We start from the raw sequence: 21,133 nt of genomic DNA on the forward strand, positions 1-21,133 counted from the left end.
GGTTTGTTGGCCGGTTTGTTGGCCGGTTTGTTGGTTGAGCGCGTCAAAGGGCCTCACGCGGCCGAGGCGCGGGCCCGCTCGACCACGGCGTTGGTCAGGCCTTCGACGGCGTGCGGGAGCGTGAAGTCGAAGGCGATGGTCGCAAAGGGACGGTCCACGCCCATGTCCCGCAGGACGGCCGGGTCGGTGTGGTGCACCACGTCGGGAATCAGCCCGTCGCGCGTCGCGAAGGCGAAGTCGTCGTGGGTGTGGGGATCGTCCTTGATGTTGATCTGCGTCGTCAGGGTGCGGAAGCCCGGGGCCGACACGAAGAAATGGATGTGCGCGGGGCGGTGGCCGTGGCGGCCTAGCAGCGTCAGCAGCGTCTGCGTCGGGCCGTCGGGCGGGCAGCTGTACCCGGACGGCATGACGCTGCGGAAGCGGTAGCACCCTTCGCAGTCGGTCACGATGGTCCGGCGCAGGTTGAACGGGCTCTGCGACTGGTCGAAGACGGAGTAGTTGCCGCGCGTGTTGGCGTGCCAGACCTCGACCTTCGCGCCGGGGACGGGGTTGCCGCGCGTGTCGAGCACACGGCCTCCCATGAGGAGGATCTCCCCGTCGTCGGTGCCGTCGTCCAGACGCGCCTCGCCTTGGGAGACCGGGGCGCCGGCGACGTAGAGCGGGCCTTCGATGGTGCGCGGGGTGCCGCCCACTTCCATGCCCGCGGCGCGCTCCTTCTCGTCCTGGCGCAGGTCCAGGAAGTGCTCGATGCCCAGACCCGGCACGAGCAGGCCGACCTCGTTGGACTTGCCGAGTTCGGTCACGTAGTTGCAGGCCGACCAGAATTCCTCGGGCGTGACGTCCATGTCTTCGATCAGCACGAACAGGTCGAGCAGCATGCGATCGACAACCGCCTTAACGCGTTCATTCGCGGGGGCGCTCTGGGTGCCGGTGATGCGCTTGGCGAAGTCCTGGATCTGGGTCTTGTTCATCGTTCTCTCCCTAGACTCTTGTAAGGTGTGGTTTGTGGCTTGGTCAGCGGTCGCCCTCGTGGATGGACGACGGGTGGCGGCACAGCGCGGTGACCTTCATCGCCATGTACGGAAAGAGCGGCAGCGAGCTGAGCAGCGCGTGCAGTTCGTCGGCGCTCTCCACGTCGAAGATGCTGACGTTCGCGTAGCGGCCGGCGACGCGCCACAGGTGGCGCCACTTGCCCTCGCGCTGCATGCGCTGGGCGCGCTCGCGTTCCACCCGCTTCAACTCCTCGGCCGCTTCCGGCGCCATGTCGGGCGGCAGGCGGACGTCCATTTCGACTTGGAACAGCATGGATTGATCCCTCGGTTCGGACCGGCGTCAGCGCCGGTCGCGGCGGAAGAAGGCGACGCGGTCCTCGTCCAGTTCGATGCCGAGGCCCGGCTTGTTCGGCACCCGCAGGGCGAAGTCCCCATAGGCGGGCGGTTCGGTGAGGATTTCCTCGGTCAGCAGCAGCGGGCCGAACAGCTCCGTGCCCCAGCCGAGATGGGGGAAGGCGGCGAAGAGATGGGCCGACGCCATGGTGCCGATCCCGGCCTCCAGCATCGTGCCGCCGTAGAGACCGATGCCCGCGGCATCCGCGATGGCCGCCACGCGCGCCGCCGCCTGGAGACCGCCGCTTTGCGCGATCTTCACCGCGAACACGTCGGCGGCGGCTTGGGCCGCGAGGGCGAAGGCGTCTTCGGGTCCGCGCAGGCTCTCGTCGGCCATAATCGGGATGATGAAGCGGGCCGCCAGCCGCGCCAGGGCGGCGCGGTTGCCCCGCGCGATGGGCTGTTCGACCAGATCGACGCCCGCGTCCTCCAGCATCGCCATCCCCCGCGAGGCGCTGGCCTCGTCCCAGGCCTGGTTCACGTCCACGCGCACGCTGGCCCGGTCGCCCAACGCCTGCTTGATCGTCGCCACGTGGGCAACGTCGTCGGGCACCGCCCGCTTTCCGATCTTCAGCTTGAAGATGTTGTGACGGCGCAGGGCGAGCATCCGCTCGGCCTCGTCAATGTCCTTGGCGGTGTTGCCGCTGGCCAGCGTCCAGGCGACCGGCAGCGCGTCGCGGTGGCGGCCGCCCAGAAGCTCAGACACCGGCAGGCCGAGGCGCTTGCCCTGCGCGTCCAGCAGCGCCGTCTCGACGGCCGACTTGGCGAAGTGGTTGCCGACGACCGCTTTCGCGACCTGGGCCATCGTCGCCGCCACGCGGGTGGGATCGCAGGCGCGCAGGATCGGCGCGATGTAGGTGTCGATGGCCAGCTTGATACCTTCGGGGCATTCATCGCCGTAGCTCAACCCGCCGATGGTGGTTCCCTCGCCGATGCCCATTGCACCGTCCGAGCAGCGGATGCGGACAACCACGACGGTCTGCCGGCGCATGGTCGCCATCGAGAGCACATGCGGCCGAATGGTCGGCAAATCGACCAGGAACGTCTCGATGTCGTCGATTTTTGTCATCCTGCGGCTGTCCTCAGCAGAATTTTTGTTGCTTCACCAAGCTATCGGTTGCGGCGCGCGATGTGAAAGATCATGTTGGTCTGGTTTGATACCCATGGGGTATCGCCCCTGACTCGGGCGTCGGTTTCCGACGGCCAGGGCGTCCGTCGTCGGGCGGCTGGAACGGGAGGTTTGCGTTGGAATTGCGTCACCTGCGCTACTTCCTTGCGGTCGCGAGCGAGCGGAACTTCACGCGGGCCGCCGAGCGGCTGCACATGGCGCAACCACCGCTGAGCCGCCAGATCCAGCAGCTGGAAGAGGAATTGGGGGTGCAGCTGATCGAGCGGGAAAGCCGTCCGCTGCGCCTGACCGAAGCTGGCCGGCTGATTTACGAGCAGGCGGTGCAGGTCCTGGAGCGTGTGGACGAAATCAAGGCGTTGGCGCGCCGTCTCCGCCATGCGGAGCACAGCCGTTTCACCATAGGTTTCGTGGCCTCGACCCTGTACGGCTGGCTGCCGGAGATGATCCGCCGCTACCGGTCCATCCGCCCGAACGTCGAGGTGGCGCTCCTCGAACTGACCACGGTCGAGCAGATCGCCGCGCTGAAGGAGGGCCGGATCGACGTCGGGTTCGGGCGCATTCCCCTGGAGGACGCTGCGGTCGCCCGGCATCTCCTGCGGTACGAGACGATCATCGCCGCCATCCCCTTCGGACACGCCCTGCTCGACCGGGAGGAGCCGCTGCGCCTTGACGATCTGACGGCAGGGACGCTGGTGGTGTACCCAAAGTCACCGCGGCCGAGCTTCGCCGACCAGGTGCTCGCCCTGTACCGCGCCCGCGGGTTGAAGCCGGATGCCGTGCTTGAGGTGCGGGACGTTCAGACGGCGCTCGGCTTGGTCGCCGCCGACGTCGGCATCAGCCTGGTGACCGCGTCGGTGCAGCACCTGCGACGCGACAAGGTCGAATACCGGCCGCTCGACGAGCCGCAGGCTGTGTCGCCGCTGTTCATGAGTCATCGCGTGAACGACACGTCTCCGGAAATCGCGATCCTGCTCGACGCCATCGGCCACGTTTATCGGACCAACCACGTCGAAAACGAGCTTGGTGTCTGAGAGCATGTTTGTAGACGTCATGCACTGGGAGCCTGGGCGATCAGCCGCTTCAAGCGCCTGGAGAGGATCGAGATGAAGGCGATCTCGATGAAAGCGATGAGGTGCTCCTTCGTCCGCTCGACGATGGTGTTCAATCGACGGTAGCGCGTGATCCAGCTGAAGGAGCGCTCAATGGTCTAATCACAAATGACAAGTTCTGCCTGACGCGCACAGGGCATCTTCAGCTGAGCTTGTCACACGTGCGGGGCGGCGGGTGGGAGGCGGTTGTGTCCTACCTCTGCGGTGAGGTCACTCACCAAGGAGGGAAGGATGCGGCGGCAAAAGCGGTGTCCTTGGCGCGTTCGGCGCACCGGTGTGTCGACGCCAACCAGTCAGCAGCGGTGGGACCGGGCCGATCAACTCCTTCTGCAGTGGGCGATGACCGCACCGGCGCCAACCCCGACGTGGGCGCCCCCGATCCGGCCGGAGGTGTGTCATGCGCGTAGCGATCTATGGTCGCGTCTCGACCAGCCACCAAGTCGACCACCAGACCATTGAGCAGCAATTCGAGCGCCTGACCGCGCATGTGCACGCACACACGGCCGAAGGCTGGGTGCTCGACCCGGGCCATGTCTTCCGCGACGATGGCTACAGCGGCGCCACGTTGGCGCGCCCGGGGCTCGACCGCCTGCGTGACGCCGTGAAGAGCCGCGAGTGTGACCGCGTGCTCGTCACCGCGCCGGACCGTCTGGCGCGCAACGACGTGCACCAGATGGTGTTGCTGGAGGAATGGGCCCGGTTTGGCTGCATCGCCGAGTTTCTGGACCGGCCGATGAGCGATGACCCTCATGACCATCTGCTGCTGCAGATCCGCGGGGCGGTGGCGGAGTACGAGCGGACGCTGATTGCCGAACGCATGCGCCGCGGCCGGCTGGCCAAGCTGCGCGCCGGTCTGCTGCTGCCATGGACGTATCCGCCCTACGGCTATCGCCTGCACCCGGACCGGCCGCGCGACCCGCGTGGTGTTACCCTCGAGCCGGCCGAGGCCGCCGTCGTGGCCGAGCTGTTTGCCCTATACCGCGAGCCGGGCACCTCGCTGATGGACCTCGCCCGCCATCTCGATGCGCGCGGCGTCCCCACCCCCTCGGGCAAACCGTGCTGGTCCGGCCCGACGATCCGGGGGATTTTGTGCAACCCGACTTACACCGGGCAGGTTTATGCGCAACGCACGCGCTGCCGCCCACCCACGCACCGGCGCTCGGCGACGCACCCCATCGGCCGGTCACACGACACGGCGGTGCCGCAACCCGCCGACACCTGGATCCCGGTCGGACCGGTCCCCGCCGTGGTCAGCCAAGCGCACTTCGACGAGGTCCAGGCGAAGCTGGCCACCAACCGCTCCTTCGCGCGGCGGAACAACACCGCCCACCCGTACCTCTTGCGCGTGCTGGTGAGCTGCGGGCGCTGCGGCATGGCCTGCACGGCACGGGTGGCCAATGGCCGGACCTCCTACTATGTGTGCACCGGGAAGGGGCGAAGGACCAGCGCGTCCCGCGCGGCATGCTGCCCCGCTCGCTCTATCCCGGCTGACCAGCTCGACGAGGTGGTCTGGAACGATCTCTGCGCCTTGCTGAGGGAACCGGAACCGCTCGCCGCCGCGGTGGCACGCGCCCATGGCGGGGCGTGGCTGCCGCAGGAATTGCTCGCGCGTCGCGAGACGCTGCACCGCGCCCAGGCCCACCTCGGCCAGCAGCTCGAGCGGCTCACCGACGCCTATCTACGGGCGGTCATTCCGCTCGATGAGTATGAGCGACGGCGGCGTGACCGGGAGCAGCAGATACAGGCCCTGGCTAGCCAGGAGGAGCTGCTGCGCAATGATGCCGCGCGCCAGCAGGATCGCGTCCCACCGCGTGGTGTCTGAGGCGTGAGGCTGGCCCGCCGGAGCGCTCCCCCATAGCTGGCGCAGGCGGGCCGGCCGTTCGGGAGCGGCGGTCACCGTGTTCTTCGGCTAAGTTGAGGTTGCTTAACGACCATCAACCAAGACGGAGACCACGATGACCGAGGACAGGATCGCTCTTCAGGAGCTGATTGGGAAGAGCGCCGATGCCGACTTTCTGCGCGAGATGGTCGGCTTCGCCGCCCAGCGCCTGATGGAGCTGGAGGTGGAGAGCCTGTGCGGCGCCGGGTATGGCGAACGCAGCGAGGACCGCCAGACCAAGCGCAACGGCTACCGGGAGCGGACCTGGGAGACGCGCGCCGGGGCCATCGACCTGCGCATCCCCAAGCTGCGGCGCGGCTCCTACTTCCCGGCCTTCCTGGAGCCGCGCCGCACCGCGGAGAAGGCGCTAATCGCGGTGATTCAGGAGGCCTACGTGCAGGGCATCTCGACGCGCAACGTCGATGATCTGGTCAAGGCGATGGGCATGACCGGCATCTCCAAGAGCCAGGTCAGCCGCCTGTGCCAGGACATCGACGAGCGCGTGCAGGCGTTCCTGAACCGGCCGCTGGAAGGCGACTGGCCCTTTGTGTGGCTGGATGCGACCTACGTGAAAGTGCGCCAGGACGGCCGCATCGTCTCGCTCGCCGCCATACTGGCCATCGGCGTCAACAGCGATGGCCGGCGCGAGGTGCTGGGGCTCGGCCTCGGGCTGTCGGAAGCCGAGACCTTCTGGACCGATTTCCTGCGCACCCTCACCCGCCGGGGCCTACGCGGCGTAAAGCTGGTGATCGCCGATGCGCATCTCGGGCTGAAGGCCGCCGCTTCCAAGGTGCTGGGCGCCACACTTCAACGCTGTCGTGTTCATTGCATGAGGAATCTCCTCGCCTGCGTCGGCAAGGCGCACCAGACGATGGTCGCGGCCACCATTCGCACCGCCTTTGCCCAGGAGACCGCTGAGGCGGCGCATGAGCAGTGGCGCCGGGTGGCCGACAGCCTGCGGCCGCGCTTTTCCAAGCTGGCGGCGCTGATGGACGAGGCGGAGTTCGACGTGCTGGCCTACATGAAGTACCCCAAGGACCTGCGCACCAAATTGCACAGCACGAATCCTCTGGAGCGGCTGAATGGCGAGATCAAGCGGCGCACCAACGTCGTCGGCATCTTCCCTGGCGAAGGGGCGGTTGTGCGCCTCGTCGGCGCCTTGCTGCTGGAGCAGCATGATGAATGGGCGGTGGCCCGGCGCTACATGACCATGGAAAGCCTGGCCGAGCTGTGCCACCCTCACACCCCTGATCCGCTGTCCATCGCAGCGGAGTAGACCGGCGGCCTCAACCCGCCGAAGAGCACAGAGGCCCCCTCAGACACCACGCCTCGGGGCACGATCGATCCTCCGGCGTGAAGAGGATGGTCAGGTCGCGGCCGATGACCTCCTCGTCCGTCCAGCCAAAAATGTTCTGCGCACCAACGCTCCACCCGGAAATTTGGCCCTGCGGATCGGTGGTGATGATGGCGTACTCGGTGGCGCTCTCCAGAATCGTACGCAACCGATCCTCGCTGGCCTGCAGCTTGGCGCGGCTCGCCTCCAATTCCGCGTTGGCCCGCCGGAGATCCTCGTTGAGCAACGCTATGGTTTGCAGGTCGGCGCTGCTTGCCTCCAAGTGCGCATGGCGCGCCGCGTCAACCTGAGTCATTTGTTCCGGCGAAGGCATGTCCTCGGCGACGTGTCGGATTGCCGCATCTTTGAGAGCGACGCGTCCTTCCAGCGTCTTCCCTTGTCCCTTCTGCATGGGTCCGATGCCTTTCCTCAGGTGCCAACCTGATCATGCCGTAACTGCTCCAGTGTGCCTCCGCGCGCGACGGCAGCGCAAGACGTGGCGGGTCTGTGGCGACGAGTCGCGGCGTCAGCATCGGTCACGTTACGATCCGAGACGAGGTCGGCGCGCAAACGTCAGAGCAAAGGCTGTCAATAGGCCGAATTATGGATGAGGTGAATGCGTCCGGCCGTCTGTGTCTCGCCAGAACCGGTTAATCTGCTAATGGCGAAGTGGCGTCTATCCGTTCTGCCTCAGCAACTCAGTCCGGGAAACGTCTTGGTCCGTCTGGAAGCACGTGCGGCCCCGCGTCGATGGCGACGCGCAGGGCTTCCGCCAGGGCCGTGACGTCGTATGGTTTTGCAAGATGGATGGCGTCCGGAATGGCTCCCGGCGTTGTTTCGCCAGTGGACAGGTCATATCCCGACGCCAAGATCACCGGCAGTCCCGGACAGCGTCTGCGCATCGTGCAGGCCAGCTGGTCGCCCGAGAGCCCTGGCAGCGTGATGTCCGTCACCAGCGCATCGACGGGTTGCCCGTCGATCACGGACAGGGCTTCCTCGGCATCGCCAGCTTCGACCACGGTGTGCCCCAGGCTGCCCAGCATCTCCGCCGTGGTCAGGCGGATCAGCGCATCGTCCTCCACCAGGAGCACACGCAAGCCACGATCGCGGCCGTCTCTCCTTGCAGGCGTGGGGACCAATGCTGGCGTGGCCAAGGGATCCTGGACCGCGGTCCGTTGCTGCCGATTGCGCAGGACGTGGCGCACTTTACGGGCCAGGGCCTCGCGCGTGTACGGTTTGCTCAGCAGCTCGACCCCGGCATCCAACCGCCCGGCGTGGACAATAGCGTTCTGCGTGTAGCCGGAGGTGAACAGCACCGCCAGGTGCGGCAGGCGCTCGCGCGCCTTGCGCGCCAGGTCCGGGCTGCGCAGCGGGCCGGGCATGACGACATCGGTGAACAGCAAGTCTACGGCCGCCCCGCTCTCCAGGATGGTGAGTGCGCTCTGCGCATCCTTGGCCTGCAGCACCCGGTAGCCGAGGTCGGCCAGCATCGCCACCACGGTGCCCCGCACCGCCTTGTCGTCCTCCACCACCAGCACCGCCTCGCTGCCGCCGCGCACCGGGCCGGCCTCGACGATGCCAGTAACGTCCTCCTCCTGGTGCGTGCGCGGCAGGTACAGGCGGATGGTCGTCCCTTGCCCCACCTCGCTGTAGATTATGATGTGCCCGCCAGACTGCTTGACGAAGCCATAGACCATGCTGAGCCCGAGGCCGGTGCCCTGCCCTTCGGGCTTGGTGCTGAAGAACGGCTCGAACACGCGCTCGACCACCTCCGGCGGCATGCCGCAGCCGGTGTCGAAGACCGCCAGCACGACGTACTGCCCCGGCTGCACGTCACCATGCCGCGCGGCGTACTCGTCGTCGAGCCAGGCGTTGCCGATCTCAATGGTCAGCGTGCCGTGCCCCTGCATGGCATCGCGCGCGTTGATCGCCAGGTTGAGCAGCGCGTTCTCCACCTGGACCGGGTCCACCATGGTGTTCCACAGCCCGCCGGCGGCGACCGTCTCGATCGCGATCTCCTCGCCAAGCGCACGGCGCAACATGTCGTCGAGGCCACGGAGGAGCCGGCCGAGGTTGACGGCCCGGGGCTCCAGCGGCTGGCGACGGGCGAAGGCGAGCAGCGAGGCGGCCAGCTTGGCGCCGCGCGAGACGCCGCTCAGGGCGTTGCGCACGCGCTGTTCGGCGCGGTCATTCCCGGCGACGTCCCGGAGCAGGAGCTGCAGGTTGCCACCGATGACCTGCAGCAGGTTGTTGAAGTCGTGGGCCACGCCGCCGGTCAGCTGGCCGACCGCTTCCATCTTCTGCGCCTGCTGCAGGTGGGCCTCGGCTTGGCGGCGCACCGCCATTTCCTCAGCAACGCGCTCCTCCAGCCGCTCGTTCAACAGCCTGAGTTGCTCTTCGGCGGCCGCGCGCTGGGTGATCTCGCGGTGTGAGGCCTGGAACAGGCGGACGTTGTCGATGGCCACAGCGGCCTGAGCCGACAGAGGTGCGAGGTTCGCCTCCGAGCGCTCCGTGAAGACGCCCGGTTTCGAATGACCGAAGAACAGACCGCCAAGCACCTCGCCCGACCGCGATTTGACCGGCACTGCCAGGTAGCTGCGCACCGGCAAATGCCCTTTGGGCATGCCATGATAAGGGCTGTTGCGGCCGTACCGTGGGTCCTTCGTGATGTCGTCCGAGCGGACGATCCCTTCTCCGGCGAAGGTGGGACCGAACACCGCCGTATTGCGCGGCATGGGAAAGCCCGCAAAGGCCTGGCGCGGCACGCCCGACAGCGTATAAAGCGTGTAGGCTTCGCCGTCCTCGCGGAGGACATTGTAGAAGAACGCCCCGAACTCGGCGCCGGTGAGCGCCACGCCGCCGTCGGTCACCGTCTGCACGAGGCGTTCCAGGTCGAGTTCCGCGGCCATCGCCGCTCCGGTACGGTTGATGATTTCCAGGTCGTGCGTGCGCTGGCGCAGTTCCTCTTCCACCCGCTTGCGCTCGGTGATGTCGTAGACGACGCCCACCACGCGGAGCTTGTCATCGGTACCTTGACGCACCGACTCGCCGCGTCGCGCAATCCAGCGCTCCGCGCCGGTGTCCGGACGCCGTATGCGATACTCGACATAGCCGAGTCCATTGCTTGGCACCCGCCCCGGATGCAGCGTGGACAGACGTGGGCGGTCCTCCGGATGAATGAGCGCAACGCACTCTTCCAGCGGCACCAGGGGGTGCGGCGGGAGTCCCCACAGGCGGCAGAACTCTTCCGAGACGGCAAGGGAGCCATCGGCGCGCAGTTCGAAGGTGCCGATCTGTCCGGCGCGTTGAGCGACGAGCAGCCGCTCCTCACTGTCCCGCAGGGCCTCTTCGGCCCGCTTGGCCTCGGTGATGTCGCTGCCTTCGACGAAAATGCCCGTCACGTGCCCATCGGCGTCGCGGATCGGCTGGTAAACGAAGGTGACGAAGCGCGTCTCCACAAGCCCGCCTGGGTCGCGCTGTATGATCAGCGGCTGGCCATGACCGACGAACGGCTCTCCGGATTGATAGACCCCATCCAGCAGTTCGTAGAAGCCCTGCCCCACAAGCACGGGCAGTGCTTCGCGGGCAGGCTTGCCGATGATGTCCTGGCGGCCGATCAGCTGGTGGTAGGCGTCATTGGCCAACTCGAAGACGTGTTCGGGTCCGCGCAGCACACACATGAAGCCCGGGGCTTGGCGAAACAATGCGCGCAGATGCTCGCCTTCGGCGGCAAGTCGGGCGTTGGCGGCGCGGAGCGCCGCTTCGGTGGCACGCAGCCGGCGGTCGCTGAGCACCGTATGGGTGGTCTCGGTGCAGGCGCAGAACATGCCCATGACCCGGCCGGTGTCATCGCGCAGTGGGCTGTAGGAGAAGGTGAAGTAGGTCTCCTCCGGATAGCCGTTGCGCTCCATCGTCAGCGCCAGGTTCTCGTGAAAGCTGGCTTCCCCGGCAAGCGCGCGGTCCACCAGCGGGCCGACATCGGGCCAGATGTCGGCCCACACCTCCGCGAACGGGCGGCCGAGCGCGGTCGGGTGCTTGGCGCCGAAGACCGGGCGGTAGCCGTCGTTGTAGAGAAAGGTGAGTTCGGGCCCCCACGCGACGAACATTGGAAAGCTCGACGTGAGCATGAGCCCGACCACGGTTCGCAGGGCCGCTGGCCAGCCCGCGGGCGGCCCCAGAGGCGAGGTGGTCCAGTCATGAGCGCGCATGCGCGCGCCCATCTCGCCACCACCCACAAGAAAAGCATGATCGGCGGCCAGATTGGGGAGACGGGCAGTCATTCCTGGGTGATCTCGTTCGAGACGGGTTTTGTCCACCGCCCTAAGACCGGGATTGGCACGCGGTGCGGATGAGCGCTGCGCGGGGCCACCGTTGGTTCCACAAGGCGGCGGGATACGGGCAATGTGGAACTCCCGACAAAAGGCAAGGCCGTGATCATGACGCGAATATAGGGGCCATTCGTTCTGTGAAACAACCGACAGCGGGCCTGCCTTTCTGGATAGCTCTCAACATTGCCAAAGGGCGGCGGCTCAGGCGAGGTGAAATTGAGCGAATGCCCTCACCGCATAGCAATTGTAAGGTGTGTGCCGGGAGGCAAACCGCCGCCGCTCTTCAAGCGTACGAGAGTTTGGTCTTTTATCAGTGTTCACAGGATGGCATAAAAACGCGACCAATTGGATACAACCTCGGAGGGGTTTGTTACGACCGCGCCTGCGGCGCTATGAAACCCGACCCGACGTTCCTGAAGCTCTGCTGAGGTTCCATGCTTTTTTCCGGCCCCGCTGCGGCCAACGGCGCTGAGCGCTTTCAGGTGCTCATCGACGCGGTGGTGGACTACGCCATCTACATGCTGGACCCGCAGGGCTACATCGTGAGCTGGAACCCGGGCGCGGAGCGGATCAAGGGCTATGCCCCGGACGAGATCATCGGTCAGCACTTCTCCCGCTTCTTCACGCCGGAGGATCAGGCGGCCGGGCGATCGGCCCTGGCCCTCGACACCGCCCAGCGCACTGGCCGCTTTGAGGACGAGAACTGGCGCGTGCGCAAGGACGGCAGCCGGTTCTGGGCGCTCGCCGTGCTCGACGCGATCCGCGCGCCCGACGGCACCCTGATCGGCTTCGCCAAGATCACCCGCGACATGACCGACCGTAAGCGTGTGCAGGACGAGCTGCGCCGCAGCGAGGAGCGGTTCCGCCTGCTGGTCGAGGGCGTGGTCGATTACGCCATCTTCATGCTCGACCGGGACGGCCGCATCGCCAGCTGGAACGCCGGCGCCCGTCGCATCAAGGGCTACGCGACCGAGCAGATCAGCGGCCAGCACTTCTCCCGCTTCTACACGGCCGAAGACCAGGGGGCCGGGGTGCCGCAGCGCATCCTCGCCAGGGCGCTGCGCGAGGGGCGCTGCGAGATGGAAGGGCCGCGCGTGCGCAAGGACGGCAGCACCTTCTGGGCCCACGTCGTGATCGACGCGATCCGCGACGACGCCGGGACGCTGATCGGCTTCGCCAAGGTGACGCGCGATCTGACCGAGCGCAAGCAAGCGCAGGAGGCGCTGGACAAAGCGAAGGAGCAGCTCTTCCAGGCGCAGAAGATGGAGACGGTTGGGCAGTTGACCGGCGGGGTGGCGCACGACTTCAACAACCTGCTGACCGCGGTGCTGGGCAGCCTGGACCTGATCACGCATCTGACCAGCGACGAGCGCGTGAGGCGCCTGGTGGACACGGCACAGCGGGCGACCAACCGCGGGGCGCAGCTGACGGCGCAGCTCCTCGCCTTTTCCCGGCGGCAGACGCTGAACCCGCAGACGGCCAACCTCAACGACCTGATCGACGCCTTCGACACGCTGCTGCGCCGCGCGGCCGGCGACAGCGTCGCGTTCGAGCGGCAGTTCGACCCCAGGTCGCGCAACGTGGAGGTCGATACGGCGCAGTTCCAGGCGGCGATCCTCAACCTGGTGGTCAACGCGCAGGACGCGATGGCGCAGGGCGGCACGCTCACCATCCGCACGGCGAACGTGGAACTCGGCCCCGAGCGCGCCGACACCTTCCACGAGTTGACCCCAGGCCCCTACGTGATGGTCGAGGTGAGTGACAGCGGCACCGGCATGAGCGACGAGGTGCGCGCCCGTGCCATCGAGCCGTTCTTTACGACCAAAGACGTCGGCGAGGGCAGCGGGCTTGGCCTCAGCCAGGTGTACGGTTTCGTCCGCCAGTCGGGCGGCCAGCTGGAGATCGTCAGCACGCCGGGCACCGGAACGGCGGTGCGCCTCTACCTGCCCCGCAGCGCGTCCGACAGCGTGGCGGACGAGTCACGCCCCAGCGTCGCTCCCGTCGTGCGCACCGGGCGCATCCTGGTCGTGGAGGACGACGCCGAGGTGCGGCACATCGCGGTGCAGACGCTGGAGCTGCTGGGCTACACCACCTTCCAGGCGCACGACGCTCCGGAGGCCATGGCGATGCTTCAGGCAGGACTGGATGTGGACGTGCTGTTCACCGACGTGGTGATGCCCAAGGGGATGAGCGGCGTCGTGCTGGCCAAGGAGGCGCGCCGCATCCGCCCGGACCTGCGCATCCTGCTCGCGTCCGGCCACCCCCGGGAGACGCTAGACCGGGTGGAGCTGATTCCCGGCGACTTTGCCTTCATCGGCAAGCCCTACCAGGTGCCGGGCCTGACCGCGGCGCTGGAGGCGCTGCTCTAGCGGGGCAGCAGCGCAGGCTTGTTGGTTGTCGTGTTTGATTGGGCCGCCCACGGTCGCAGGTCCGTCAAAAGTCACCGCTATGGATGCGGCAAAAGGGAATGCAGGCCTTGGGTCGGGATGATGGGGCGGCTTTTCACGGATTCTGGACGTCGGAAGCCGCGGTGGCGATGAGCGGTCTTCCGCGGAGTTCGTCAGCCGATCCGATGCGGCGAGATCGGAGCCTGCCGGCCGACATCTCGCTGTTGGGCAATCACCAGCCATCGCAACTCGGAGCGGCTACACCGGCGCGATCATCCTTGGACGGAAGGCCCGGCAGCGAGGTCCGGACATACGGCCCGAGGCCGGGCGGAACGATCGCCTCACTGTGGCCCGCCCGCCTTCGTCCTATGGCATCAATTGCGGCCGCCCTCTCCACTGTCACCTTTCGCCAGGAAGCGCCCCCCACCGTGCCTGCTCTATCCCCCACTTTCACGGTCGAGTAGGCGCCTCGGGGCGCTCGGCCAACGTTCCAATCAAGCGCAGCAGCTCCTGCTGTTCGGGGCCACGCCCGCTTGTGAGAAACGTCCCTATATCGATCTCCGCTATATGCCCACCCGACGCGGCATTGGCCTCATGGCGGATGAACACCCGGTCCACCTCAGAATCGCGGACCAGCAGCCACCGGTCCCCATTGGCGCTCCCGTACAACGCTCTCGTCGTGATTGGCATGTCTGCGCTCCTCATTCCGCAATGCGGGCGATCAGGTCGAGCAAAACTTCCGTCTGGAAGGGCTTGCGCATGTACGCGGTGTATCCGTCGAAATGCTGCCGGACGATATCCTCGCGGACGGAGGTCATCATGATGATGGGGATATCTTGGAAGGTCGGGTCAGCCCGGATAGCCCGGGCCATCGCGGCTCCATCCATGAGCGGCATCATGTAGTCCGTCACGATGACATTCGGCCGGTTCACGGCCAGCTGTTGCAACCCTTCGCGGCCGTTGCCGGCCGAAAGCACGCGGTAGCCGGCATTCTCCAGAAGTACGGTCAGCACTCCAGCGATGCCGAACTCGTCTTCCACCAGCAGGATCGTCCTCACGCGTCACCTCCCCTCCGGAGGCGCCGGCGGCGTGTGGGCCGAGCCACTGAGGACGGCCTCATACCCTTGGAACGGACCAATGACCTCCAGGCCTGCGCTCGTGATCGAAAAGGCTTGCAGGGCCGGGTCGATGGCGCTGTCGCGGATTTTGGTGATCGACAACACCCGGTGGGTTCGCCCTTGAGCCTCCACATAGCGCAGGACCATCATGCCCTCGACCAGCGAGGAAATCCCGTCGATGGGCACCTGCACCGTGGGCCCGACGATGTCCCGCGTCTCCACCGAGAAGACGGTTGTCGCGCCAAGCGCCCGAAGTTCGTGCGTGAGCACCGAGAGGAAGCGGCTGATGCGCTGGGGGTGGATTGCGGACTCAATGAGGCCGCCCAAGCCGTCCACGAACAGCCGCCGCACACCGCGGCGTCGGACGGAGTCCAGGAGCCGATGGCCGAGTTCATCCAGCACATTCTCGCCCTGCGGTTGCCAGACGATCTCCACCGCACCGCTGACCTCCAGTCCCACCAAGTCCAGCCTCAAGGCCTCGGCCTTGACCTTCAGGCGCTCCGGCGTCTCGTAGAAGCCGAACAGCAAGCCGGGCTCCTCCTGGCGCGATCGGGCGAGGAACTGCAGGCCGAACGTCGTCTTCCCGATGCCGGTCGGGCCCATGACGACCGAGGTCGTTGCGCCGATCAGCCCGCCCCCAATCAGCGCGTCCAGACCGGCGATGCCGGTCGAGACGCGCCCCAGGGGCGGCTGATCTCGCCGCGACGGTGAGGCGAAGGCGACCTCGATGCGCGGGTAAACCACGATCCCGGCCGCGGTGATCCGGAAGGGATGCACGCCCCGCAGAAAGCCGCTGCCGCGATGCTTGCGGATCTGCACGCCCCGTTCGGTACGGTGATCAAACAACCGATCATCCAGTTCGATTACCCCGTCCACGATGGTGTGTTCGGCCCGGACCGGACCCGGCTCATTGCTGGTCAGGAGCAGCACCGTGCAGTTCATCACGGCGGCGTAGGCCTGCACTTCATAGACAAATTTCTTAAACTCGCGCTCCGACGGCGCCGTTAGACCGGCCACGACGAAGCCGTCGAGCACCAGAAGGCTCGCCTTCTGCCCTCTGATCTCATGCCGGAACAAATCGAGCAGTCCCTTGAGGCCCTGCTCCTCCAGCGTGACATAGGCGCTCGCGTAGTAGAGCCGGTCGGGGATGACCGCGTCATCGAAGAAGGCCATCGGGCGCAGATGCTGAAGCATGCGCGCGTGGGACTCCGCCAGAAGAGTGAAATAGATGGCCTGCCCCCCACGGGCGACATGGTTGAAGCAGACATGGTTGGCGAGGACAGTCTTGCCCGTCCCCGGGACGCCTTGGACGATGTAGACGCCGCCTTTCAGGAAACCTCCCTGCAGGATCGTGTCCAGCCCCGAGATGCCGCTCGGAACGCGTTCAAGCTTCTGGCTGTGTTGCTCGCTTTCCATGACTCTCACCCCGAGGCTAGGGGCCGGCGATAGCCAGCACGCGAGGAGGGTCCTCGGTCAGAAGCGCCCAGAATGGGAATGCCGCGACCGGCCGATTCAAGAGCCCGAGTTCCGTTCCTGGTTCAAACAGTCGGACACAGCGTGCATCACGTGCTACCGGCTTTTGCGCGGCTTGGCCGCTCCAACCGCAAAGGCAATGAAGGCCGCCGGGTGGTGCGCCGGCGGCCCTCGGGCGGATCGGCCTATGCTCAGAGAAACGGACCGATGAAAGGTCCAAGCGTCTCAACGCAAGGTTTCCAACACGTGTTTCGTCGCACCAGATGAATTTCGGTCCGTTTCGGAACCACTCTGGCGTTGCGGGGGCGAACCGCAACGCAACAGGGCCGCCGGGTGGTCAGTCCGGCGGCCCCTTCAACAAGGTGCTCTGGCATACGTCACTTCGCTGGTCCGGACCTTGTTCAGAGGTCCATCCGCGTCAACAGCGCCGCGCTCCGTTCGTTCCCGGATGATGTCGTCGCAATGCTCCACGGCACGCGCCTATGACCTGTTTACGCGCTGCTTGAACGGCGCTGCTTGAACGGCGCTGCTTGAACGGCGCTGCTTGAACGGCGCTGCTTGAACGCCCGGCGAAGATCGGAAGGGAGGCAACCGGCCTCCCTGTCGTGCCGGGCGCAGGATTATCGTATCGCTTCAGCTGCGGCCGTATCTGCGGTGGTCGGTCATCCTGTTGCAACGGCGGTGGTGAGGGGCGCAAACGGCGGCCCTCGTAATGCCGACTGCTGCCCGTGCTCATTTCACATCGGCCTCGGTGAGTGCGTCACGTTCCGGTCCAGCTTGAGGGGGGTATCAACCTTTACACCTAATAAACAACGGCGCGTTATAAACTACGGCGCGTTTTGCCCCTCATGAGCCTAATATCCCGGAGAGCTGGATTCTCAGGCTCAGGCCTCCGCATTCCCGCGCCGGCCGGAACCGGCCGGCGCGGTACCCGTCAGTTCGTCTTGTGCGGCATCCCCGTGGCGTGCTCTCCGGTATGCCGGTCCGCCATGCCCTCGTGGGTCGGAGCAGTGGCACCAGCGCTTTGGACATCGACCTCGACGGTCACGGGGCCGGCTTTCTCAAACATCAGGGTCAGCGGGAAGGCCTTGCCTTTGACCAGCGGCTGCTTGAGGCCGAGCAGCATGATGTGCAGCCCACTGGGACCAAGCGTCGTCGGGGAGCCCGGCGTCACCTCGATGGCGTTGACCGGGCGCATCTTCATGACGCCGTTGTCCATCAGGTGCGTGTGCAGTTCCGCCTTGTCGGCGATCGGCGAGCTGACGGACACCAGACGGTCGGGCTGCTGGCCATGGTCCGTCAGAACCATGTAGGCGGCTCCGTTCTGAGCCGACGGCGCGGTCGCCCGCGCCCAGGGGTGCTCGACCTCGATCGCCCCTGCCTTGTAGCCATGGGCGATGGCGGTGCCCGCGGTAAGCGTGAGTGTCAGCAGGGCGGCAAGGGTCGTGGTGCGCATCATCATGGGGATCTCCTATGGTGCATGTCTTGTTTTCAGTCGGCGGGCCCGATGGGGACCTCGGTCCGGAATTCGGTTGTCCCGGTATCGCCGGCCTGTGCCTCCAGACGCAGGAACCAGCGTCCGGCCACCGGTATCGCGACGTTGTCGGCGCTGAGCACGCCCGCGGTTGTGCTGGAGAGCGGGCGGAGCAGCGGAGCAGCTTCGCCGCCGGGCATGCTCAGTTCCAACGTGGCTTCGGTGGGCACCAGCGGTCGGCCATCTGGCAGGGACAGATGAACGTTCACCCGGTTATTTCCGGCCCGGGCCGGGATCACCTCGATCAAGGCGGTGCGGTCGCCCTGTGTGACCGACGTGGCATATCCGGCGTCCTGGACGACCTCTTCCTCCTCCGCGACGGGCTCCGGTGCCACGGACGTGCGTGGCGGTGGCGAGAGCGCAAAGGCAGAGGTGATGAGAAGCACGACGGCAGCGACCACAACCTCGGCGCCGATGCTCCGCCGCAACGCTCTTGCGGCCGCGGCACCGCCCTCCTCAAGGGCCGGCGTCAACCGCACCCGGTTGAGGGCGGCCAATGCCAGCAGGCCGCCCACCGCGAGCATCTTGCACAGCCAGGTCTGGCCGTAGGACGTGGTCAGCACCGCCGTCGGCGTGGGCATCTGCAGAACCGTCAGTCCGGCGCCGGCGGCGATGAGGAGCGCCACGCCTCCGATGGCCAGGCGCGAGAAGCGCCGCGTCAGCCGTGCGGCTTCGCCGATCGGTTCGGTCCGCAGGGTCATGATCAGTGGCCAGAACGAGCCGACCCAATAGGCCGCCATCAGGCCATGCAGGACCACCAGCGGAGCGCTCAGCCAGCGGGGCGGGGCGGTCGCCGCGTGCCCCGTCACGGCCAGCGATGCCGTCCCTAGCAACGCTCCCAGAACCAGCAGAGCCTGCGCAACGCCATGATCCGCTTCCAAGGTCAAACCGGTGGCGCTGATCAACAACCCGACCGTGGCAATCACCGCGCTGATTCCGGCCGTGCTGGCCATGCCGGTGTCCCACGCGGATGAGAATGCAAGCGTGGTGAGATCATTACCGTTCAAAATGACACCGTTGAGGCCGACGAGCAGGATGGCCGTCAAGCTGGCGACCAGCAAAAGCCAACACAGCTCATACCGTAGCTTCTCGTTCAGCGCCGGGTGATGGCCCGAGACCAGAACCAAGAAGAGACCGCCCCCGAGCCCGGCGAGAAGAAAGCCGTAATGCAGCGCCCGCGCAACCACCGTGACCACGGCTGCCGCATCCACGCCCTCCGGCGCGGCCGGCGTATCCCCCGCCGTCCTATTCGGCGCGGCACCGACACCGAAGGCGATCGAGCCCACCGCAGGATGGCCGTCCGCGGATGTCACGCGGTAGCTGACCGTGTAGGTGCCGTTGGGGAGCGGGTGCGGCAGCGGCAGTCGAACCGTATCGTCCGGCCCCGACACCGGTCTGTTCTCGGCGACCGGTTGTCCGGCACTGTCGAGCACCTGAACGGTGATTGGGGTTACCGGCTCGTTGAAGCGCAGCTGAATGTCCGGCGGGGACGCCTCCAGCCTACTGCTGTCCTCCGGAACGGTGTCCCGCAAAAAGGCATGTGCGCAGGCCTCCCCCTCGGTCCAGACCAGAAGCAGGATGCCGAGCGTCACCGCCCAGGCAATTCGAGACAAAGACTGCACGCGTGAGGCCTTCTCGTGATTGCGGGCCCGACTTTGCCGGACACCAACCCTACCCCCTGCGCTTGTTCGTCAGGCAACAGGGATCGCCGTTATGGCGGTAGCCGCACCCATGTGCGCCGACGCGGCACCGACCGAGGCCGCCAAGCACAGCAACCCGGCGCCAAGCGCCAGGGCGTGGACGTACATCATGGTGGAATCCGTGCAGGTCTCGGGCGCGGGCGGACTTGGATTCGGCCGATCAGATCAGTCCGGTGGACGGCGGCGCGCGTGGCTTGCTGCCGAAATGAAAGAGTTGCGACGGACGGATCCCCGGTCGTTCGGGCACCACAGCCACGGTGTAATGGACGGGGGTGGCGAGCCCCAGCCCGCCGTTCATCGGAGTTCCTTGCGTGTTCAGCGCGAGGCAGAACGCGCACAGCTCCTCATGGTGATGTTGCTCCGCCGGCGCCGGTTTGTTCGGCTCCGTCGAGCCGTCATGATGCTGGTGATCGGCGTGATGCGCGGCGGCTGCCTCGGTTGTCTGCCGGGCGGTGTTACGGTCCGCCATGGCGAAGTCCGGGACGATGGTCTGCACCAGAATTGCTAGCACCGCAAGCCACACCGACATCCATCCGCACCGTCCAGCCTCCCGCTCTCCGGCGGAGCCGCTTGGAGCGGTTCTCCCAAAACGGCGGTTGCGGATGGGGCGGACACTCGTCATGGCACTGGGCTACTCGGAAGCGGTGGAGCGCGCGTCGGGGCCACCGGTACCCGCCTTCGCGACACGGACGCTTGTCCGTGATCACGTGTTAAACGGCTACTCGTCTCGGAGGTTTGTCTTGGCGCTGTCGAGATGCGGTCCGGGTCGGGAGCATCGACCTTGCGGCCGTCCACCGTGCGGCATTCGCCTGGAAACGTCCAATCCTCCGTGGCGGGCATGCCCCGAAAACCCGGATTGCGGGTAGCCTGGGACGCCCGTACGGAGACCGGCCACCGGCTCTTGATGTAGGCGAGGGCAGCGAGCATCTGCCGGTCCTGGAGGCGGTCGGCGAAGACCGGCATGGACACCACGTCACGCTCGCCCTTCTGTTCCCGGACGCCGTATTTCACGGTTTGGAACAGCTCGGCATCGGAGTGCTCGAAGGAATGCCCGGTCTCGTCCTGCGGCGGAGCTTTGACCCGGCCGCTGGGAGCCATGACCTGCCAGTTCGGTTCCCCCTTAAGTTCGATGCCATGGCAACCGGCGCACTCGGCCGCGTAGAGCCGCCGCCCGATTTCGACCATCTCGGCGCCCTCCGCATCCGCGAACACTGCGTCCCAGGCAGCCAGGAGACGGGAGCCCAGCTGACGGTCACGACGAGGCCCACCAGGATCATGACCGCCGCGGCACTTCCCAATGCCACGAGGAGAACCATCAGGCTCCAATCTCGTCCTTCCGTCCGCATGCACTTCCGCCGGATCTGCTCGTCCGCCCGCTCCTAGGAGAATGCATCGGCTGTCGCGGGCAGCAAGCCCGCACAGACGAGAAACTATGATGAAGGAGCTGCTCCCGAACAGGGTGACGGGCGCTTGGCTCGCTTTCGTCAGCGTGGCCACACTTCCAATTGCCCTGTTGCGTTCTCCAATCAGGATCCTTTCCCATGTGAGGGAAGACAGTCGGAGTAAGATGCCCAAAGCTGGCAACCTGATCCGGCATCGCCTGGTTTGACGATGATCAAGGGAGAAACACCAATACTTCGCCAGCATGCGACTTCCAGCTTTTAACGACGAAGCCATGTCGTAGGCAGGAACTGGACGAAGCCTGCGGCCGCGTAGTGGCCTTGGGCTGATGCTGACGATGCCGGGCCGCCGTAGAGG

The 21,133-nt window shown here is 66.4% G+C and carries 15 protein-coding genes; 4 read left to right on the forward strand and 11 right to left on the reverse strand.

What is annotated here, in order from left to right:
* Positions 1–53 precede the first annotated feature (53 nt).
* The 3 genes from catA to M2351_RS30240 are packed head-to-tail and all read right to left on the reverse strand — an operon-like array spanning position 54 to position 2,454.
* The gene (gene catA / locus M2351_RS30230) at positions 54–971 is read right to left on the reverse strand and encodes a catechol 1,2-dioxygenase (protein WP_264659735.1); all 918 of its coding nucleotides are present in this window, start codon (positions 969–971) and stop codon (positions 54–56) included.
* Between the two features lie 43 nt (positions 972–1,014).
* Positions 1,015–1,305: a muconolactone Delta-isomerase gene (gene catC / locus M2351_RS30235; RefSeq protein ID WP_264659736.1), complete on the reverse strand. Its 291-nt coding sequence runs from the start codon at positions 1,303–1,305 to the stop codon at positions 1,015–1,017.
* Between the two features lie 27 nt (positions 1,306–1,332).
* Entirely contained in the window at positions 1,333–2,454 is a 1,122-nt protein-coding gene (locus M2351_RS30240; protein ID WP_264659737.1) for a muconate/chloromuconate family cycloisomerase, read from the reverse strand.
* 176 nt (positions 2,455–2,630) lie between these two features.
* Here M2351_RS30240 and M2351_RS30245 point away from each other — a divergent pair, with 176 nt between their 5' ends.
* From M2351_RS30245 to M2351_RS30255, 3 genes are all read left to right on the forward strand, one after another.
* A complete protein-coding gene (locus tag M2351_RS30245; RefSeq protein ID WP_264659738.1) occupies positions 2,631–3,545 on the forward strand; it encodes a LysR family transcriptional regulator in 915 nt (304 codons plus the stop codon).
* Between the two features lie 475 nt (positions 3,546–4,020).
* Positions 4,021–5,445, forward strand: a complete 1,425-nt coding sequence (locus M2351_RS30250) for a recombinase family protein (RefSeq protein ID WP_264659739.1) — start codon at positions 4,021–4,023, stop codon at positions 5,443–5,445.
* A 133-nt stretch (positions 5,446–5,578) separates the two neighbouring features.
* Positions 5,579–6,778 (forward strand): IS256 family transposase, encoded by a 1,200-nt coding sequence (locus M2351_RS30255; RefSeq protein WP_264654291.1) that lies wholly within the window; start codon positions 5,579–5,581, stop codon positions 6,776–6,778.
* A gap of 10 nt (positions 6,779–6,788) precedes the next feature.
* Here M2351_RS30255 and M2351_RS30260 read toward each other — a convergent pair whose 3' ends face one another.
* Both M2351_RS30260 and M2351_RS30265 read right to left on the reverse strand, forming a co-directional pair.
* Positions 6,789–7,247: a PAS domain S-box protein gene (locus M2351_RS30260; protein WP_264659740.1), complete on the reverse strand. Its 459-nt coding sequence runs from the start codon at positions 7,245–7,247 to the stop codon at positions 6,789–6,791.
* A gap of 286 nt (positions 7,248–7,533) precedes the next feature.
* Positions 7,534–11,115 carry a hybrid sensor histidine kinase/response regulator gene (locus M2351_RS30265; RefSeq protein WP_264659741.1) on the reverse strand — a complete coding sequence of 1,194 codons (3,582 nt, stop codon included), beginning with the start codon at positions 11,113–11,115 and terminating at the stop codon, positions 7,534–7,536.
* A gap of 482 nt (positions 11,116–11,597) precedes the next feature.
* On the opposite strand from M2351_RS30265, the gene M2351_RS30270 reads away from it, so the two are divergent.
* Entirely contained in the window at positions 11,598–13,532 is a 1,935-nt protein-coding gene (locus tag M2351_RS30270; RefSeq protein ID WP_264659742.1) for a hybrid sensor histidine kinase/response regulator, read from the forward strand.
* Positions 13,533–14,251: 719 nt separating this feature from the next.
* On the opposite strand, the gene M2351_RS30275 is transcribed toward M2351_RS30270, so the two are convergent.
* From M2351_RS30275 to M2351_RS30300, 6 genes are all read right to left on the reverse strand, one after another.
* On the reverse strand, positions 14,252–14,608 hold the full coding sequence (locus tag M2351_RS30275; protein WP_264659743.1) for a response regulator: 357 nt from the start codon (positions 14,606–14,608) through the stop codon (positions 14,252–14,254).
* A gap of 3 nt (positions 14,609–14,611) precedes the next feature.
* Positions 14,612–16,084: an ATPase domain-containing protein gene (locus M2351_RS30280; protein ID WP_264659744.1), complete on the reverse strand. Its 1,473-nt coding sequence runs from the start codon at positions 16,082–16,084 to the stop codon at positions 14,612–14,614.
* Positions 16,085–17,075: 991 nt separating this feature from the next.
* Entirely contained in the window at positions 17,076–17,603 is a 528-nt protein-coding gene (locus M2351_RS30285; RefSeq protein ID WP_264659745.1) for a copper chaperone PCu(A)C, read from the reverse strand.
* Between the two features lie 29 nt (positions 17,604–17,632).
* Complete coding sequence (locus M2351_RS30290) at positions 17,633–19,297, reverse strand: copper resistance CopC/CopD family protein (RefSeq protein ID WP_264659746.1); 1,665 nt, start codon at positions 19,295–19,297, stop codon at positions 17,633–17,635.
* A gap of 238 nt (positions 19,298–19,535) precedes the next feature.
* A complete protein-coding gene (locus M2351_RS30295; protein ID WP_264659747.1) occupies positions 19,536–19,904 on the reverse strand; it encodes a DUF2946 domain-containing protein in 369 nt (122 codons plus the stop codon).
* An 89-nt stretch (positions 19,905–19,993) separates the two neighbouring features.
* Positions 19,994–20,560, reverse strand: a complete 567-nt coding sequence (locus M2351_RS30300) for a c-type cytochrome (RefSeq protein ID WP_264659748.1) — start codon at positions 20,558–20,560, stop codon at positions 19,994–19,996.
* Between the last annotated feature and the right edge of the window lie 573 nt (positions 20,561–21,133).

Source organism: Azospirillum canadense (genome assembly GCF_025961225.1).
Taxonomy (GTDB): Bacteria; Pseudomonadota; Alphaproteobacteria; order Azospirillales; family Azospirillaceae; genus Azospirillum; species Azospirillum canadense.

What these genes read in the sequence shown, in the direction of transcription:
- catA (WP_264659735.1), bottom strand. Translation starts at nt 971, where the DNA reads ATGAACAAGACCCAGATCCAGGACTTCGCCAAGCGCATCACCGGCACC.
- catC (WP_264659736.1), bottom strand. Translation starts at nt 1,305, where the DNA reads ATGCTGTTCCAAGTCGAAATGGACGTCCGCCTGCCGCCCGACATGGCG.
- M2351_RS30240 (WP_264659737.1), bottom strand. Translation starts at nt 2,454, where the DNA reads ATGACAAAAATCGACGACATCGAGACGTTCCTGGTCGATTTGCCGACC.
- M2351_RS30250 (WP_264659739.1), top strand. Translation starts at nt 4,021, where the DNA reads ATGCGCGTAGCGATCTATGGTCGCGTCTCGACCAGCCACCAAGTCGAC.
- M2351_RS30255 (WP_264654291.1), top strand. Translation starts at nt 5,579, where the DNA reads ATGACCGAGGACAGGATCGCTCTTCAGGAGCTGATTGGGAAGAGCGCC.
- M2351_RS30260 (WP_264659740.1), bottom strand. Translation starts at nt 7,247, where the DNA reads ATGCAGAAGGGACAAGGGAAGACGCTGGAAGGACGCGTCGCTCTCAAA.
- M2351_RS30265 (WP_264659741.1), bottom strand. Translation starts at nt 11,115, where the DNA reads ATGACTGCCCGTCTCCCCAATCTGGCCGCCGATCATGCTTTTCTTGTG.
- M2351_RS30270 (WP_264659742.1), top strand. Translation starts at nt 11,598, where the DNA reads ATGCTTTTTTCCGGCCCCGCTGCGGCCAACGGCGCTGAGCGCTTTCAG.
- M2351_RS30280 (WP_264659744.1), bottom strand. Translation starts at nt 16,084, where the DNA reads ATGGAAAGCGAGCAACACAGCCAGAAGCTTGAACGCGTTCCGAGCGGC.
- M2351_RS30285 (WP_264659745.1), bottom strand. Translation starts at nt 17,603, where the DNA reads ATGATGATGCGCACCACGACCCTTGCCGCCCTGCTGACACTCACGCTT.
- M2351_RS30295 (WP_264659747.1), bottom strand. Translation starts at nt 19,904, where the DNA reads ATGTCGGTGTGGCTTGCGGTGCTAGCAATTCTGGTGCAGACCATCGTC.
- M2351_RS30300 (WP_264659748.1), bottom strand. Translation starts at nt 20,560, where the DNA reads ATGGTCGAAATCGGGCGGCGGCTCTACGCGGCCGAGTGCGCCGGTTGC.